Source organism: Pasteurella sp. WM03, from assembly GCF_004570945.1.
In the GTDB taxonomy this organism is placed as follows: Bacteria; Pseudomonadota; Gammaproteobacteria; order Enterobacterales; family Pasteurellaceae; genus Rodentibacter.
In genome coordinates this window covers 151,588-169,317 of the sequence record NZ_SPPO01000004.1, presented here as the reverse complement: position 1 = coordinate 169,317, position 17,730 = coordinate 151,588, and the positions used below count along the sequence as shown (strand labels likewise).

At 40.2% G+C, this 17,730-nt stretch carries 15 protein-coding genes and 1 pseudogene; 12 read left to right on the top strand and 4 right to left on the bottom strand.

Annotated elements, in window-relative coordinates:
* Positions 1–52 precede the first annotated feature (52 nt).
* Positions 53–1,501, bottom strand: coding sequence for a metalloprotease TldD (gene tldD / locus E4T92_RS06120; RefSeq protein ID WP_135093850.1), 1,449 nt, complete (start codon positions 1,499–1,501; stop codon positions 53–55).
* A 93-nt stretch (positions 1,502–1,594) separates the two neighbouring features.
* Positions 1,595–2,440, bottom strand: coding sequence for a 16S rRNA (cytidine(1402)-2'-O)-methyltransferase (rsmI, locus tag E4T92_RS06115; RefSeq protein WP_135093849.1), 846 nt, complete (start codon positions 2,438–2,440; stop codon positions 1,595–1,597).
* Between the two features lie 77 nt (positions 2,441–2,517).
* Between rsmI and E4T92_RS06110 the strand changes: the two genes are divergently transcribed.
* The 6 genes from E4T92_RS06110 to nrdB all read left to right on the top strand — a co-directional run bounded on the left by E4T92_RS06110 (position 2,518) and on the right by nrdB (position 9,596).
* Complete coding sequence (locus E4T92_RS06110) at positions 2,518–4,239, top strand: penicillin-binding protein activator (protein ID WP_135093848.1); 1,722 nt, start codon at positions 2,518–2,520, stop codon at positions 4,237–4,239.
* A gap of 1 nt (position 4,240) precedes the next feature.
* Positions 4,241–4,600 carry a YraN family protein gene (locus E4T92_RS06105; protein ID WP_135093847.1) on the top strand — a complete coding sequence of 120 codons (360 nt, stop codon included), beginning with the start codon at positions 4,241–4,243 and terminating at the stop codon, positions 4,598–4,600.
* Between the two features lie 14 nt (positions 4,601–4,614).
* Positions 4,615–5,199, top strand: a complete 585-nt coding sequence (locus E4T92_RS06100) for an SIS domain-containing protein (RefSeq protein WP_135093846.1) — start codon at positions 4,615–4,617, stop codon at positions 5,197–5,199.
* A 78-nt stretch (positions 5,200–5,277) separates the two neighbouring features.
* Positions 5,278–5,859, top strand: coding sequence for a division/outer membrane stress-associated lipid-binding lipoprotein (gene dolP, locus E4T92_RS06095; protein ID WP_077542268.1), 582 nt, complete (start codon positions 5,278–5,280; stop codon positions 5,857–5,859).
* Positions 5,860–6,134: 275 nt separating this feature from the next.
* Complete coding sequence (gene nrdA / locus E4T92_RS06090; protein WP_077542267.1) at positions 6,135–8,405, top strand: class 1a ribonucleoside-diphosphate reductase subunit alpha; 2,271 nt, start codon at positions 6,135–6,137, stop codon at positions 8,403–8,405.
* Positions 8,406–8,465: 60 nt separating this feature from the next.
* On the top strand, positions 8,466–9,596 hold the full coding sequence (gene nrdB, locus E4T92_RS06085; protein ID WP_135093845.1) for a class Ia ribonucleoside-diphosphate reductase subunit beta: 1,131 nt from the start codon (positions 8,466–8,468) through the stop codon (positions 9,594–9,596).
* An 88-nt stretch (positions 9,597–9,684) separates the two neighbouring features.
* Here nrdB and E4T92_RS06080 read toward each other — a convergent pair whose 3' ends face one another.
* A complete protein-coding gene (locus E4T92_RS06080; RefSeq protein WP_135093844.1) occupies positions 9,685–10,764 on the bottom strand; it encodes a homoserine O-acetyltransferase in 1,080 nt (359 codons plus the stop codon).
* A gap of 157 nt (positions 10,765–10,921) precedes the next feature.
* Here E4T92_RS06080 and E4T92_RS06075 point away from each other — a divergent pair, with 157 nt between their 5' ends.
* The 6 genes from E4T92_RS06075 (at position 10,922) to fbp (ending at position 17,439) form a co-directional block, all read left to right on the top strand.
* Complete coding sequence (locus E4T92_RS06075; protein ID WP_228063562.1) at positions 10,922–11,623, top strand: ElyC/SanA/YdcF family protein; 702 nt, start codon at positions 10,922–10,924, stop codon at positions 11,621–11,623.
* A 155-nt stretch (positions 11,624–11,778) separates the two neighbouring features.
* Positions 11,779–13,131 carry a lysine-sensitive aspartokinase 3 gene (gene lysC, locus E4T92_RS06070; RefSeq protein ID WP_135093843.1) on the top strand — a complete coding sequence of 451 codons (1,353 nt, stop codon included), beginning with the start codon at positions 11,779–11,781 and terminating at the stop codon, positions 13,129–13,131.
* A gap of 141 nt (positions 13,132–13,272) precedes the next feature.
* Positions 13,273–14,052 (top strand): hypothetical protein, encoded by a 780-nt coding sequence (locus E4T92_RS06065; protein WP_135093842.1) that lies wholly within the window; start codon positions 13,273–13,275, stop codon positions 14,050–14,052.
* A 197-nt stretch (positions 14,053–14,249) separates the two neighbouring features.
* Positions 14,250–15,548: an adenylosuccinate synthase gene (gene purA / locus E4T92_RS06060; protein ID WP_135093841.1), complete on the top strand. Its 1,299-nt coding sequence runs from the start codon at positions 14,250–14,252 to the stop codon at positions 15,546–15,548.
* Between the two features lie 69 nt (positions 15,549–15,617).
* Positions 15,618–16,289, top strand: a complete 672-nt coding sequence (locus tag E4T92_RS06055) for a DUF484 family protein (protein WP_135093840.1) — start codon at positions 15,618–15,620, stop codon at positions 16,287–16,289.
* 145 nt (positions 16,290–16,434) lie between these two features.
* Positions 16,435–17,439, top strand: coding sequence for a class 1 fructose-bisphosphatase (gene fbp / locus E4T92_RS06050; RefSeq protein WP_135093839.1), 1,005 nt, complete (start codon positions 16,435–16,437; stop codon positions 17,437–17,439).
* Positions 17,440–17,531: 92 nt separating this feature from the next.
* Here the strand turns inward: fbp and E4T92_RS11220 are convergent.
* Positions 17,532–17,669: pseudogene (locus E4T92_RS11220) on the bottom strand (lipopolysaccharide ABC transporter permease LptG); the annotation flags it as partial.
* Between the last annotated feature and the right edge of the window lie 61 nt (positions 17,670–17,730).

Here is a 17,730-nt window from a genome sequence, read left to right as displayed (position 1 = left end):
TTAGATAAAAACAAAACGTCCTCTCCCTAACAAAGTGCGGTGATTTTTTCAATTAATTTGTACCACCCACAGTGATTTCATCAATCTTCAATGCCGGTTGACCTACGCCAACCGGTACACTTTGTCCGTCTTTACCACAAACGCCAATGCCTAAATCTAACTCGGTTTGATCTGCCACCATCGAAATTTTTTGCATCACCTCAATACCGCTACCGATTAGCGTTGCGCCTTTTACCGGCTTAGTGATTTTCCCCTTTTCAATCAGATAGGCTTCAGAGGTAGAAAACACAAATTTACCTGAAGTGATGTCCACTTGCCCACCACCAAAGTGCGGAGCATAAACGCCGTGATCTACAGAAGCGATTAGATCCTCAAATTGACTCTGCCCCGCCAGCATATAAGTGTTTGTCATACGTGGCATCGGTAAATGTGCATAAGATTCTCGACGGCCATTACCCGTAGGCTTCACGCCCATTAAACGGGCATTCATTTTATCTTGCATATAGCCCTGCAAAATGCCGTCTTTAATGAGTACATTGCATTGACTTGGTACACCTTCATCATCAATGGTGAGAGAACCACGGCGATGAGCAATCGTACCATCATCAACAATCGTACAAAGCGGGGAGGTGACTAATTCACCAATTTTCCCTGTAAATAGGGAACTTTCTTTACGATTAAAATCGCCTTCCAGCCCATGCCCTACCGCTTCATGCAATAGCACACCCGGCCACCCTGCGCCTAACACAACCGGCATAAGTCCTGCCGGTGCCGCCACAGCACCTAAATTAACCAAGGCTTGACGAACCGCTTCTTTCGCAAAATTGATGGCTCGAATATCACCATCGACCGTTTCAAAGAACCAATCCAATCCAAAGCGTCCACCGGAACCACAACTTCCCCGCTCACGTTTTCCATTTTCTTCCACTAATACAGAAATTGACAAACGGACAAGCGGCCGAATATCGGCGGCTAATGTGCCATCTGTTGCCATCACCAATACTTCTTCATAAACCGCACTTAAACCGGCAGAAACTCGGGTGACACGCGGATCTTCCGCTCGAGCAGTACGATCAACTAAATGTAATAATTCAATTTTCTTTTCTTTAGAAAGGCTTTCCAACGGATTAATGGAAGCATAACGCATAGTCGGATTTACGGCATTAAGTGCATTTGGTACAATAATGTTGCCTTGCTGACGTTGCGCAATGCCCTTCACTGCATTGGCACATTGTTGCAGTGAAGCAAGGTTAATTTGATCCGAGTAAGCAAAACCGGTTTTTTCACCGGATACCGCACGAACCCCTACGCCACGATCAATGTGAAAACCACCCTCTTTAATAATCCCATCTTCCAATACCCAATTTTCATCTTGGCTAAGCTGAAAATATAAATCCGCATAATCAATATTGCGGTGCGACATTAGATCAAAAATATTTAATAATTCTTTGGTGGATAAATGACTTGGAGTCAATAAACTTTCCGAAACCTGTTTTAACATATTCTTCTCCGTAAATAGACGAGGTCTATAAAATAAAACTTAGCTAAAAAGTGCGGTCAAAAAACAGCAAGTTTTTGTAAAATAAAAAATCGCTTATAAATGTTCTAAACCAAATTGATATAAGGCATTTTTCTTGTAACCATATAATTCCGCCACAATTGCCGCCGCTTTTTTAAGAGGCAGTTCTTGGGTAATCAAGGTTAAGGCTTTAATCGCTTGAGGAGAAAATTCCCCCTCATTTTCTCGCTTAGGTTGACCTTCCACAATCAACACCATTTCCCCCTTAGTTCGGTTGGGGTCTTCATCTAACCATTGCCGTAAATTTTTTACGGTATCACCCACTATCGTTTCCCATGTTTTCGTGATTTCACGGGCAAGCACCACATAGCGATCTTCGCCAAGTACCTCTTGCATATCGGAAAGGGTATCTAAAATGCGGTGGGTAGATTCATAAAATATCAAAGTGCGCTCTTCTTTTGCCACATTTTCTAATTTATCCCTACGAGCCTTGCTTTTCGCCGGCAAAAAACCTTCAAAACAAAAACGATCCGAAGCGATACCGGAAGCGCATAGCGCCGTAATTGCAGCACAAGCACCCGGTAAAGGCACAACACGGATTCCCACCTCACGACATTGACGCACTAAATGAAAACCGGGATCACTAATTAAAGGTGTACCGGCATCAGATATTAATGCAATATTTACCCCTTGTTTCAGTTTTTCTACCAAAACAGCGGCTTTTTCTTGTTCATTATGATCATGTAATGCAAAAAACGGCTTTTTAATACCATAGTGACTGAGCAACAAACCACTGTGACGAGTGTCTTCCGCGGCAATTAAATCCACTTGGGAAAAGATTTCCACAGCACGTTGAGTAATGTCTTGCAAATTACCAATTGGCGTTGCCACAATATATAAAATTCCACTTAAATCGTTCATTTTTGTTTGCTTTTAAGATTTGAGGTAAGTAAGATCGCCCCTATTATTGACTCATTCATCATGGAGCAAAAAAGAATATGGCTATTCTATTACAAGGTGCAGGTTTTAAAAAACGTTTAATACCAATTTTATTATCAGTGGCGTTAGCCGGCTGTTCCAATTTATTCGGTAGCAGCTTCACCGAAACACTTCAACGTGATGCCAACGCCAGTTCTGAATTTTATATGAACAAATTGGAACAGACACCAAGTATTGAAGATAAAGAAACCTATAAATTACTCGCTGCACGCGCATTTATTACAGAGAACAAAATTGCCCAATCCGAGGCAATATTATCTGAATTAGGCGAACTAAATGATGCCCAAAAACTTGATCGTCTATTAATTGAAGCCCGTCTTTCAGCTGCAAAAGGCGCAAACGATGTAGCGGAAAGCCAATTACGTTTAATTGATTTAAATAAACTAAGCGCCTCTCAAAAATCTCGTTATTATGAAACACAAGCCACTGTTTTTGAAAATCGTAAAGATGTCATTGAAGCCGTAAAATCCCGTATCAAAATGGATGAAAATCTCTCCGATGTGCAACGTCGCCAAGATAATATAGATAAAACTTGGGCGCTATTACGTTCCGCTAACACCGGCGTGATCAATAATGCATCAGATGAAGGGAATGTGGCACTAGGTGGGTGGCTGACTTTAATTAAAGCCTATAATGATAATATTCGTCAGCCTGTGCAATTAAGCCAAGCCCTACAACAGTGGAAAAGCGCTTATCCAAATCATGCCGCAACCACTCTGTTCCCAAAAGAATTACAAAGTTTATTAAATTTCCAACAAACGAACCTTGCGCAAATCGGTTTAATCTTACCGGTTAGCGGTGACGGGCAAATTTTAGGCAATACTATTCTATCCGGCTTTAATGATGCCAAAGGAAATTCCACCATTCCGGTGCAAATTTTTGATTCATCGACTTATTCCATTGACGAGATTATCGCACAAGCCAAACAATCCGGCGTAAAAGCATTAGTAGGGCCACTTTTAAAACAAAATGTTGAGGCAATCATTAATAACCCTGCATCCGTGCAAGGGATCGATGTATTGGCATTAAACGCAACGCCAAATGTCCGAGCCATTAACCAAATGTGTTATTACGGTTTATCACCGGAGGATGAAGCCGAATCTGCCGCCACCAAAATGTGGAATGATGGTGTACGTAATCCTGTTGTTGCGATGCCACAAAATGAGCTAGGTCAACGTGTCGGCAATGCCTTTAATGTTCGTTGGCAACAATTAGCCTCAACGGATGCCAATATCCGTTACTATAACTTAACAGCAGATGTACCTTACTTCTTCCAAGAAAATGCCTCAAATACAACCGCACTTTATGCGCTCGCTAATCCTGATGAGCTGGCAGAAATGAAAGGTTATCTTGCCAACAGCCTACCGAACGTGAAAATTTACGCAAGTTCACGTACCAATACGGCAAATAATTCCTCAGAATATGCAATACAAATGGAGGGCGTGCAATTTAGCGATATTCCTTTCTTTAAAGAATCAACCTCCGCACAATATCAAAAAGTAGCGAGTTCAACAGGCAGTGAATATCAGCTTATGCGATTATATGCCATGGGGGCAGATGCTTGGCTATTAATCAATCATTTCAATGAATTACGCCAAGTGCCGGGCTATCAATTAAGCGGTTTAACCGGCATCTTAAGTGCAGGATCAAACTGCAATGTAGAACGTGATATGACTTGGTTCCAATACCAAAATGGTCAAGTCGTACCGGTAGCCAACTAAGATGTTTTCTTTAAAACGTCAACAAGGAGCGGGCTTTGAGCATCAAGCCCGTCTTTTTTTGGAATCAAAAGGACTGATTTTTATTGCAGCAAATCAGTATTTCAAATGTGGCGAATTAGATCTTATTATGCAAGACGGACAAACGATTGTGTTTGTAGAAGTACGCCAACGTTCAAACGCACACTTTGGCTCGGCTATCGAGAGTGTCGATTGGCATAAACAACAAAAATGGCTTGATGCGGCAAATCTCTGGCTTGCGAAACAAAATCTCAGTTTAGAAGATGCCGATTGCCGTTTTGATCTCGTTGCTTTCGGCAAAACGACACAAGATATCCAATGGATTCCTAATTTTCTCGACTAATTTTATTTTCAATTATGTTACAACAAGTTAAAGACATTTATAGCGAAAGCATACAAATTCAAATTTCCGCCTCTAGTTTACTGACGGAAAATATCGCCAATGCTAGCCAAAAAGTGATTCAATGTTTACTTAATGGCAATAAAGTGATCGCCTGTGGCATCTCACGCTCTTACGCCAATGCACAATTTCTGGTTTCCAATCTACTTAACCGCTACGATATTGAACGCCCAAGTTTTCCTTCCGTCCTACTCAACCTAGAAAGTGCGGTCGGTTCTTCATTAGTTTTTGATCATTCACCGGAAAACCTCTATCAACATCAATTCAATGCGGTGGCAAAACCCGGTGATTTACTAATTGGCTTTGCCCCGCTCGGCATAGAAAAAGCCGTACTCAATACCATTGCCAATGCTGTAAGCAAAGAAATTAGCGTGATTGCCTTAACCGGTTCAAATAATGATGCGATTCAAGGCTTATTAGCAGAACAGGATTTGGAAATTTCCATTCCTACCAACAAAGAAAGCCGTATTTTGGAGAATCATTTATTTGTGATTAATGCCATTTGTGAACTGATCGATCAAACATTATTTCCAAGAGTTTGATAGAATGCCTATCGACACTAAACTATTTCAGCATTTATCTGACTAAGTGACTGATTCATTTAAATAAAGGAGAGAAAAATGAAACTAACCTCATTTAAAAAACTGGCATTTATTATAAGTGCTACCGTTTTACTGCAAGGCTGTGTTGCCGCAGTACTTGGCGGTGCTGCAGCAGGCACAAAAGTAGCAACGGATCCGCGTACAATGGGTACACAAGTCGATGATGAAACCCTTGAATTTAAAGTCGAAAATGCCTTAGATAAAGATGAACAAATCAAATCTGAGGCTCGCGTAAATGCTGTGTCTTACAACTCACGGGTACTATTAATCGGTCAAGTACCAAGTGAAAGTACAAAGGAAACCGCCACTAGCCTAGCAAAAGGTGTGGATGGGGTCACCGATGTCTATAATGAATTACGCGTAAGTCCTAAAATTACTATCGGGCAAATCAGCAAAGACAGCTGGATCACCACACAAGTAAAATCCAAAATGTTAGTAGATGATCGAGTGAAATCAACGGATGTGAAGGTGATCACTGAAAATGGTGAAGTGTTCTTATTGGGCAATGTCACGCAAGCCCAAGCGGACGCCGCCGCAGACATTGCCAGCAAAATCAGCGGCGTACAAAAAGTCGTTAAAGTGTTCAAATATTTAAACTGATCTTCCTGAAAATCATTTACCTAATCAATTAAAGTGCGGTTGAAAATGACCTGATTTTTCAACCGCACTTTTTGCATTTTTTCAAGTAAAAATTCATATCTTTACATTTCTAAGAAAAGTATTTGTTTTTAAATAACTTATCTTTTGTCAATCATCTTGAGAGAAAATTTATCACTTGATCCTAATAGAAAAACACATTATCTTGTGTTCTGTTCTTTTATGAACACTATATCTTGTGTTCAAAAAATATCATAACAATAATAGGGCTCGTACTTATGAACAAAAGTTTAATGGTGACAAAACGTGATGGCACGCAAGAACAAATCAATCTTGATAAAATTCACCGCGTCATTACTTGGGCGGCTGAAGGATTAGAAAATGTTTCCGTCTCTCAGGTAGAATTACGTTCACACATCCAATTTTACGAAGGTATTCGTACTTCTGATATTCACGAAACCATCATCAAAGCAGCTGCAGATTTAATCAGCAAAGATACGCCTGATTACCAATATCTTGCCGCTCGTTTAGCGATTTTCCATTTGCGCAAAAAAGCCTATGGTCATTTCGATCCGCCTCGTTTATATGAGCACGTAAAAAAACTTGTGCGTATGGGCAAATATGATCACGCCCTTTTGGACGATTATACTCGTGAAGAATGGGATGAAATGGACAGCTTTATCGATCACTGGCGTGATATGACGTTTTCCTATGCGGCAGTCAAACAGCTGGAAGGCAAGTATTTAGTACAGAACCGTGTTACCGGTGAGATTTACGAATCGGCACAATTCCTTTATTTATTGGTGGCAGCGAGTTTATTCTCAAAATATCCTCAGGAAACCCGCTTGGACTATATCAAGCGTTTTTACGATGCGACTTCTACATTTAAAATTTCCTTACCAACCCCAATTATGGCGGGGGTAAGAACGCCAACCCGCCAGTTCAGTTCTTGTGTTTTAATTGAATGTGGCGATAGCTTGGATTCCATCAATGCTACCGCCTCTGCTATTGTGAAATATGTTTCCCAACGGGCGGGAATTGGCGTAAACGCCGGTGCGATTCGTGCCTTGGGTAGTGAAATCCGTGGTGGTGAAGCTTTCCATACGGGCTGTATTCCGTTCTATAAATATTTCCAAACCGCGGTGAAATCTTGTTCACAAGGTGGCGTGCGTGGCGGTGCGGCAACAGTTTACTACCCGTTATGGCATTTAGAGGCTGAAAGCCTACTGGTGTTAAAAAATAATCGTGGTGTGGAAGATAACCGTGTGCGCCATATGGACTACGGTGTTCAATTAAATAAGTTAATGTATCAACGCTTAATTAAAGGCGGCGATATTACCTTATTCAGTCCTTCCGATGTACCGGGACTTTACGAAGCCTTCTTTGCCGATCAAGATAAATTTGAAGAGCTTTACCTCAAATACGAGCAAGATCCGAGCATTCGTAAGCGTTCCGTTAAAGCGGTTGAAATTTTCTCTTTGTTAATGCAAGAACGAGCCTCAACCGGTCGTATCTATATTCAAAATGTGGATCACTGCAATACCCATTCGCCGTTTAATCCACAACTGGCACCGGTACGCCAATCTAACCTATGTTTAGAAATTGCGTTACCAACCAAACCATTAAATCATATTCATGATGAAAACGGTGAGATTGCTCTTTGCACCCTCTCTGCATTTAACTTAGGTAAAATTGAAAACCTTGATGAATTAGAAGGATTAGCGGATCTTGCGGTTCGAGCATTGGATGCTTTACTCGACTATCAAGACTATCCTGTTGCAGCCGCAAAACGCAGTTCCCTTGCCCGCCGTTCTTTAGGGATTGGCGTGATTAACTATGCCTATTACTTAGCGAAAAATGGCGTGCGTTATTCCGATGGCAGTGCGAATGATTTAACCCACCGCACCTTTGAAGCGATTCAATATTATTTATTGAAAGCCTCAATGAATTTAGCCAAAGAGCAAGGGGCTTGTGAATATTTCAATGAAACCACTTATGCACAAGGCATTTTGCCGATTGATAGCTATAAAAAAGATATTGATAGTCTGACGCAAGAACCGTTGCACTACGACTGGGAGAGTTTGCGTCAAGAGATTCAAGAGTTTGGTTTGCGTAACTCTACGCTCACCGCATTAATGCCGTCAGAAACATCATCACAGATCTCTAATGCTACCAATGGTATTGAGCCACCACGTGGTCATGTAAGTGTGAAAGCCTCAAAAGATGGGATCTTAAAACAAGTGGTGCCGGACTACGAAAACTTGAGTGAGCAATACGAATTACTGTGGGATATTCCAAGCAATGATGGCTATCTACACTTAGTGGGTATTATGCAAAAATTCGTGGATCAAGCGATTTCCGCTAACACTAACTACGATCCAAAACGTTTTGAAGACGGTAAAGTGCCGATGAAAGTTTTATTAAAAGATTTATTAACCGCTTACAAATACGGCTTAAAAACGCTTTACTACCAAAACACCCGCGACGGTGCCGAAGATGCCCAAGAAGATCTTGATGACGGCTGTGCAGGCGGGGCATGTAAGATCTAATTAATCAACCATTTAAAGTGGGTTAAAATCGACCGCACTTTTACAATAGAGGAAAACCAAATGGCCTACACAACCTTCTCACAAACTAAAAACGATCAACTCAAAGAACCTATGTTCTTTGGTCAAAACGTTAACGTTGCCCGTTACGATCAACAAAAATATGAGACTTTTGAAAAGCTCATTGAAAAACAACTTTCTTTCTTCTGGCGTCCGGAAGAAGTAGATGTTTCTCAAGATCGTATCGACTATGCGGCTTTACCGGAACATGAAAAACATATTTTCATCAGTAACTTAAAATATCAGACCCTATTGGATTCTATTCAAGGTCGCAGTCCAAATGTGGCATTGTTACCGTTGGTATCTATTCCTGAATTAGAAACTTGGATCGAAACTTGGACGTTCTCTGAAACCATTCACAGCCGTTCTTACACCCATATTATTCGTAATATTGTGAATGATCCGTCTATTGTCTTTGATGATATTGTCACCAATGAAGAAATCATCAAGCGTGCAAAAGATATTTCTTCCTACTATGATGACTTGATTCGTGATAGCCAGCTTTACGGGCTATACGGTGAAGGCATATACACGGTGGACGGAAAAGAATGTGTTGTTACCTTACGCAATCTCAAAAGACAACTTTACCTTTGCTTAATGAGTGTGAATGCCCTTGAAGCCATTCGTTTCTACGTGTCTTTCGCCTGCTCTTTCGCTTTTGCGGAACGTCAATTAATGGAAGGTAACGCAAAAATCATTAAATTTATCGCCCGTGATGAAGCCTTACATTTGACTGGTACACAGCATATTTTAAACATTATGGCGGCCGGTCAGGACGACCCTGAAATGGCAGAAATTGCCGAAGAATGCAAGCAAGAAGCTTATGACTTATTCCTCGCCGCAGCGGAACAGGAAAAAGAATGGGCGGATTATTTGTTTAAAGACGGTTCAATGATCGGTTTAAACAGAGATATTTTGGTGCAATATGTGGAATACATCACCAATATCCGTATGCAAGCGGTTGGTTTACCATTACCATTCCAAGCCCGTTCTAACCCAATTCCTTGGATCAATGCTTGGTTGGTTTCCGATAACGTACAAGTAGCGCCACAAGAAGTAGAAGTGAGTTCTTATCTTGTCGGTCAGATTGATTCTAAAGTGGATACTAAAGATTTTGGGGATTTTGATCTCTAATTAAACAATAAAGTGCGGTCATAAAATCAAGAAAATTTATGACCGCACTTTTTTATATCCAGTCCATTTTGAATCAGCGATAAAATTATTATTTTTTATCCAATCCTTCCCGAATCCATTTATCAAATCCATCATAATCAACCAAAAAGGCATCATGTCCGTAAATTGATGGAAACTCGTGAAAATCCAAATCAACCTGACTTTGCTCTAACAATTGTTTGCTTTTATGTAGGTCTATAGATTTAAATAATTGATCCGTCGTAACAGAAACGAGAGTATAATGTGCTTTAATGCGTGAAAGTGCCGTTTTTACATCAAGATAACCCAAACTTGGGTCATACATATCCAATGCTCGCAATAGATGAAGATAGCTATTGGCATCAAAGCGTTCAAGAAATTTTTTCCCTTGATAACTCAGATAAGATTCCACTTGGAAATAATCGCCCCAAAAATCCCCCTCCGATTTCGCTGCTCGCCCAAAAGCTTTGGCAAGCTGTAAATCCGTACGATAAGTCAACATACCTAACATTCGAGCAATAGATAAACCTTGGTCGGGAGGTGTGCCATCATAATAATCTCCGCCATTAAAATTGGGATCATTCATCACCGCTTGGCGCATAACATGATTGAATCCGATGGCTTCGGCACTGAAAAAAAGCGAAGAACAAAGATTCACGATATTATCGACAAAATCCGGATATTCAATGCCCCATTGAGTGGCTTGCATTCCCCCGAAAGAGCCACCAATCACGGCTTTCAAATGCGTCACGCCCAAATAATCAATTAATGCTTTTTGCACATGCACAATGTCCTGCACAGTAATCGCCGGAAAGAGGCTACCATAAGGTTTACCTGTTTTAGGATTAAGGGAAGAAGGACCGCTCGTGCCTTTACATCCCCCCAAGACATTAGAACAAATAAAGAAATAACGAGAAGTATCTAAGGCAAGCCCATCACCCATAAAATTCTGCCACCAACCCGTTTGCTCTTTATGAGGAAAATAAGGTTCGGCATCACCGGTTAAGGCATGGCAAATTAATACAGCGTTACTTTTATCGGCATTCAATGTTCCATAAGTTTGATAAGCCACATTAATGGGCGAAATCTCACCGCCTAACACAAGCGCTAGCGGATTATCCTGAAAAAGCACCACATTCTGAACTGACATTGAAAACCTACTACGTAAGATAAAGATATTTTCAATTATCGACAGCTTATTATCTTTGTCAAGAAATTTTAGCCGTCTAAACGGCTAAATAAACACATAGGAAAAGAACGTAAAATTCCGCTTGAACTAACTCCCAGTTTTCATTATGTTAGTTACTATGATTGATTCAAAAAATACGCTTAAAATGACCGCACTTTCCCTCCGGCATCGCTTTCATTGCAAAAAAATAATTCTCTGGCTATGTGGTTTAAGTGCCTTCTTTCTTTTAATTTTCCTCGTTATCGATCAAGTAATCAGCTTATCCGTTCGTGATCGAGTATTTGAAAATGCCGATAGACTGCCTTACCGCCCCTATGGGCTCGTACTCGGCACATCAAAATATGTGGCGACCGGAAAAACCAACGATTACTACACCAACCGCCTTGCTGCCGCTAAAACCCTTATCGAAAATCAAAAGGTCAGCTATCTTCTGCTTAGCGGTGATAACCGCACATTACACTACAACGAACCACGTAATATGTTCAGAGATTTACGTAAAATGGGTATTTCTGAAGATAGGCTTTTTCAAGATTTTGCCGGTTTCCGCACACTAGATTCCATCATCAGAGCCGATAAGGTGTTCCAGATTCCTGCCTATACCATTATCAGCCAAAAATTTCATTGCGAACGTGCCCTGTTCATCGCAAGATATTATGATATTGATGCCATTTGCTTCACCGCCAAGCAACCCGACATTTATTTTGGTACAAGAATTCGGGAAACCTTTGCCCGCATAAAAGCAATCTTTGATCTACTAATTGGCGTTCAACCCTATTTTTTAGGCGATCCCGAACCACTTCCGCTCCCTAATAATCAATGAATATCTTTAAATATTCCCTAGTTCATTTATATTTTTTGAATGAACTCTTTTTAGCGTTTTTTATGGAATTTATTTGACAATTTTTGGCTAAATCGTTATTCCTATAACCTTGCAAACACAATACTTAAAATCTTTATTCACAGGGAGAATTCGTTATGTCTCATTTATCCGTCGCCAAATTTGGTGGTACTTCCGTTGCAAATTATGCGGCAATGACTGCTTGTGCAAAAATCATTATTGCCGATCCCAATACACGCGTTGTGGTGCTTTCCGCTTCTGCCGGTGTTACCAATCTTTTGGTAGAACTCGCAAACGGCGTAGAAGCAGAGGAGCGTAGAAGATTAGTTGGTGAAGTCCGCCACATTCAAGAAAATATTTTAAATGAACTTAAAGATGACAGCCGAGTTCGCCCAATCATTGAAAAATACCTTGAAAATATCGAATACCTTTCTGAAGCAGCAAGTCTCTCCACATCAGCTGCATTGACTGACGAATTAATCAGCCACGGGGAGATGATGTCAACTCAAATTTTTATTGAAATTTTGCGTGAACAAAACACCAGTGCAACTTGGCTTGATGTACGTAATATCGTGGCAACCAATACTCATTTTGGTAAAGCCGCTCCCGATGATGAAAAAACCCAAAGCAACAGTAACAATATTTTAAAACCGATGATTGATCGCGGGGAATTAATCATTACTCAAGGATTTATTGGTCGTGAACCCGGTGGTAAAACGACCACGTTAGGACGTGGCGGCAGTGATTATTCCGCCGCCTTGTTAGCGGAAGTTCTTAACGCAAAAGATGTCTTAATTTGGACGGATGTTGCCGGTATCTACACGACAGATCCCCTTATCGTCCCAACGGCACAACGCATTGATACCATGAGTTTCGCTGAAGCGGCGGAGATGGCAACCTTCGGGGCTAAAGTCCTCCATCCGGCAACCTTACTTCCAGCCGTTCGTAGCAATATTCCGGTTTATGTTGGCTCAAGTAAAGCCCCACAAGATGGCGGAACTTGGGTAACACGCGATCCCCAACCACGCCCGACTTTCCGAGCCATCGCATTACGCCGAGAACAAACCCTGTTAACACTTTCAAGCCTCAGTATGCTGCATGCACAAGGCTTTTTAGCAAATGTTTTCGGTATTTTGGCAAAACATAAAATTTCAGTGGATACGATCACTACATCAGAAATCAGCATTGCATTAACCTTGGATAAAACAGGATCAACATCGTCCGGCACAGAATTACTTTCCAATGAATTACTGGAAGAACTAAGACAATATTGCACCGTAAAAGTGGATACTGGTTTATCCTTAGTTGCACTGATCGGCAATGATTTACACATTGCAGCCGGTGTGGCAAAACGCATTTTTGACACACTAGAAAATTATAATATCCGAATGATCAGCTACGGCGCCAGCACCAATAATATTTGTATGTTAGTGCCAAGTGAACATGCCGATAAGGTACTTCGTTCGTTACATAAATCGCTATTTGAATAATCCCCTTTACTTAAATAATGAAGTCACTTTTGAACAAATCAAAATGTGACTTCAATACTGTTATCCTTTGTTCTAAGCTGTAAGTCACGTAGAAAGGAATCTTAGAATCAAATCTCAATAAAAACGAAGAGGAAATGGAAAATGTCATATTTGAAGACGTTAAAAACACTCATAATTTCAACCGCACTTTTTAGCGTCATCGGCTATGTATCAAGCTATTGGATAAAGCCCAAATGGAAAACAGAAGCGGAAATCACTTATCCTACCTTATCTCAACTAGGCAATTATTATTCGCTCTTCTCCATGTATCACCTGATGCAAGGACAAGATAGTATTGAAAATAAAATTCCCGAATTAGTCTATCAAAATTTTACCGAACAATTGGTTGCTTATAACAACCTAAAACAGTTTTGGGAAAATTCGACCTATTACAAGCAAAAAATCAGTGAAGATGTGACTGAAAATACCCAACTATTAAATGATTTAATCAAAAATACCCATTTCCAATCTATTAGTTCTAACACCGGAAAAATCACCCTGACATTAGATGAAGCAAGAGAATCGCAGGAATTACTGTCTTCACTGCTTAATCATATTAATATCATCACTCAAAAAGAGCGCTATGACACACTTATTCTTCAATGGAAAAATTTATTTACTCAAGTCAAAACTGCCGCAGAACTCAATTTGGGTAACATTCCTTATGGCAATAGCGTAGAGCATCAAGATTGGCAAGGTAAACTCAATATGATGAAATCCGTTAATCCGCTTGATGAAAATTTTACCGGCTTTCATTTCACTAAAAGCCCACAACCCCCCGAAGCAATAGGACGAAACAGCTGGGGATTCATCAGCGGCGGAATCGGTTTATTGCTCGGATTATTCAATCTTTTGTTCCGCCGTAAAAGAAAAAACCATTGATTTATCATCAAATTCAAGACACATCAAAGCTAGAAAGTGATAGCAGAATAGTTTAATATAGCGAGCCGTGATTCGTTCTAAACTAATATTCATCCCTTAATTAAAGTGTAGAATTTAATTTTTAGGATAATCAAAAAGAATAAAAAAACATCAGGCTATTCATTTGATCAATCAACCAAATTTAAAAGGTGGAAGTTATGGGAAAAAGTGTCGTTATCTTGGGTGCTCAATGGGGCGATGAAGGTAAGGGTAAAATCGTTGATTTATTAACGGATCGCGTAAAATACGTTGTACGCTATCAAGGCGGTCATAACGCGGGGCACACGCTGATTATTAATGGTGAAAAAACCGTCTTACGTTTAATCCCATCCGGTATTTTACGCCAAAATGTAACCTGCCTTATCGGCAATGGCGTGGTACTTTCACCTGCCGCATTAATGCAAGAAATGGGCGAGCTTGAAAGCCGTGGTATCAATGTCCGCGAGCGTTTATTAATTTCCGAGGCTTGTCCTTTAATCCTCCCATATCACGTTGCGATGGATCATGCTCGTGAGGCAGCATTGGGTAAAAAAGCAATTGGTACTACCGGTCGCGGTATTGGCCCTGCTTATGAAGATAAAGTTGCACGACGTGGTTTACGGGTCGGCGATTTATTTGATAAAGAAGCGTTCGCTGAAAAACTCAAAAATATTCTTGAATACTATAATTTCCAATTCGTGAACTACTATAAAGTCGAGCCGGTTGATTATCAAAAAACCTTAGATGAAGTAATGGCGGTGGCCGATATTATCACCGGTATGGTAGCAGACATCACCACGATTTTAGATACTGCACGCAAAAATGGTGACAACATCTTGTTTGAAGGTGCGCAAGGTACAATGTTAGATATCGACCACGGCACCTATCCATACGTCACCAGTTCAAATACCACTGCGGGTGGGGTTGCAACCGGATCAGGTTTCGGCCCTCGTAATTTGGATTACGTATTAGGCATTATTAAAGCCTACTGTACCCGAGTGGGTGGCGGCCCCTTCACCACTGAATTATTCGATGATGTGGGCGCAGAAATTGCACGCAAAGGAAATGAATTTGGTGCAGTAACCGGTCGTGCCCGTCGTTGTGGTTGGTTTGATGCGGTCGCTATTCGTCGTGCAATCCAACTTAATTCAATTTCCGGTTTCTGTATGACAAAACTTGATGTGTTAGATGGTTTTGATGAAGTCAAAATCTGCGTAGCATACAAAATGCCAAATGGAGACATTGTAGAATACGCTCCACTTGCGGCAAAAGATTGGGAAGGGGTTGAACCAATTTATGAAACCATGCCGGGCTGGAAAGAAAATACTTTCCGTATTACCGATGTCAATAAATTGCCACAAAACTGCCTAAACTATATCAAACGTATTGAAGAAGTGACCGGTGTCCCAGTGGATATTCTTTCAACAGGTCCGGATCGTGTCGAAACCATGATTTTACGTGACCCTTTTGCAGAATAATTTTCTTCTTATTTCTCGACCGCACTCAAAAGTGCGGTCTTTTTTTCTTCTGTTTTTGAATCACTCATTATGAACGAACAAGATATTGGTCATTACCTTGAAAACCATCCTGATTTCTTTACCCGGCACCCCTCGCTCTTAAAAAATCTGACTTTTCATCATTCACAAAAAGGGACGATTTCACTCATTGAAGCTCAATTAATGCAATATCGTCAAGAAATTACCGTGCTCACCTCACAACTTGAAAAATGTCACCAGTTAGCGATCCAAGAGGCCGATATTTTCTTTGCATTAATTCCACTCCAAAAGAAATTATTTCAGGCTCAAGATTTTCTTTCTATTGAAAAGAAATTAGATCAATGGGCAAAATCTTATGAATTAGAAGGAGCCAAAATTCTCCTCTTTACCGATAGCTGGCAAAAAACGGCAAATATACCCTCATATAATTGGATTGATCGTAAAGCCTTTGACATTATTCGCTTGGAACGCTTCGGATTACGCCAATTTTATTTAGGTGATTTAAGCGGTAAAGAAAAGTCTTTAATATTTTTACCGGAAGAATTACCCATTGGTTCTGTGGCTTGCTGTTTACTTGGCACAAAAGATACCCATAAACCCACCGCACTTTTACTGTTTCGCTCCCGTGATGTACAGCGTTTTCACAATGGACAAGATATTTCTTTCCTCAAACATTTAGTTGATATTGTGGATCTTCATTTAGAAAAACATCTCAACCAATAATGACGTATTGCTATCACACTCGAAATTTAACCTATTTTAAAAATATAAAATTTTTGTGATCGAGATCCCATTATTGAAATTTGTCTTTTTTGGGAAAATTTTAAATGACATATAATTTCCACGATGATTATAAAAAGGAAATATTATGAAAACATTAAGTGAATTTATTGTAGAACGCCAAGCTGAATATCCAAATGCCAAAGGGGAATTAAGTGGAATTTTATCATCTATCCGTTTATTAGCTAAAATTATTCATCGTGATATTAATAAAGCGGGGTTAACAAATATCTTAGGTCAATCCGGCCTTGAAAATGTGCAAGGAGAAAGCCAAATGAAGCTTGATCTTTTTGCTCACAATACCATGAAATCTGCGCTGATGGCTCGAGAAGAAGTGGCGGGTTTTGCTTCTGAAGAAGAGGAAAGCTTTATCGCCTTTGATACCGAACGGGGTCGCAATGCGAAATATGTGATTTTAACCGATCCCCTTGACGGTTCTTCCAACATTGATGTCAATGTATCCGTCGGAACCATTTTCTCTATTTATCGCCGTGTTTCACCTATTGGTACACCGGTAACGATGGAAGATTTCCTTCAACCGGGCAATAAACAGGTAGCAGCAGGTTATATCGTATATGGTTCTTCAACTATGTTGGTTTACACTACCGGAAACGGGGTAAATGGATTCACCTATGATCCTTCTATCGGCACGTTCTGTTTATCCCATGAGAATATGAAAATGCCAAAAGACGGGCGTATTTATTCCATCAACGAAGGGCAATACCTCAAATTCCCACTAGGTGTGAAAAAATATATTAAATATTGCCAAGAAGAGGATAAAGCGACACAACGTCCTTATGCTTCTCGCTATATTGGCTCCCTTGTTGCCGATTTTCACCGCAATTTATTAAAAGGCGGGATTTACATTTATCCTAGCGCCACTAACTATCCAAAAGGAAAATTGCGTTTACTTTACGAAGGCAATCCAATGGCATTTTTGGCGGAACAAGCCGGTGGTCTGGCCACTGATGGCTATCGCCGAATTTTAGATATTGAACCGAAAGAATTACACGAGCGCATACCGTTATTTGTCGGCTCGGAACAAATGGTGAAAAAAGCAGAAGAAATGATGCTTGCCTTTAAAGAGGACTAACCAACCAAAACAAAAGTGCGGTCAATTTCATAAGAGTTTTAAAACTCATTTGAAATTGACCGCACTTTTTTATGCTATCTACTTTGCTAAAATTAATCCTGTTTTCGACTTAATAGCCACCAGATAACCGCAGTAAATAACAAACTTGGAATTAATGCGCCAAATCTTACCGACATATTATAAACGACGATCATTTCTTCAAAAATCTCGTTTACAACATAAAACCAAAACAAATTCCCTTCAAGTAAGTTTTAAAATTTATTTGAAATTAACCACACTACACTTTTTATG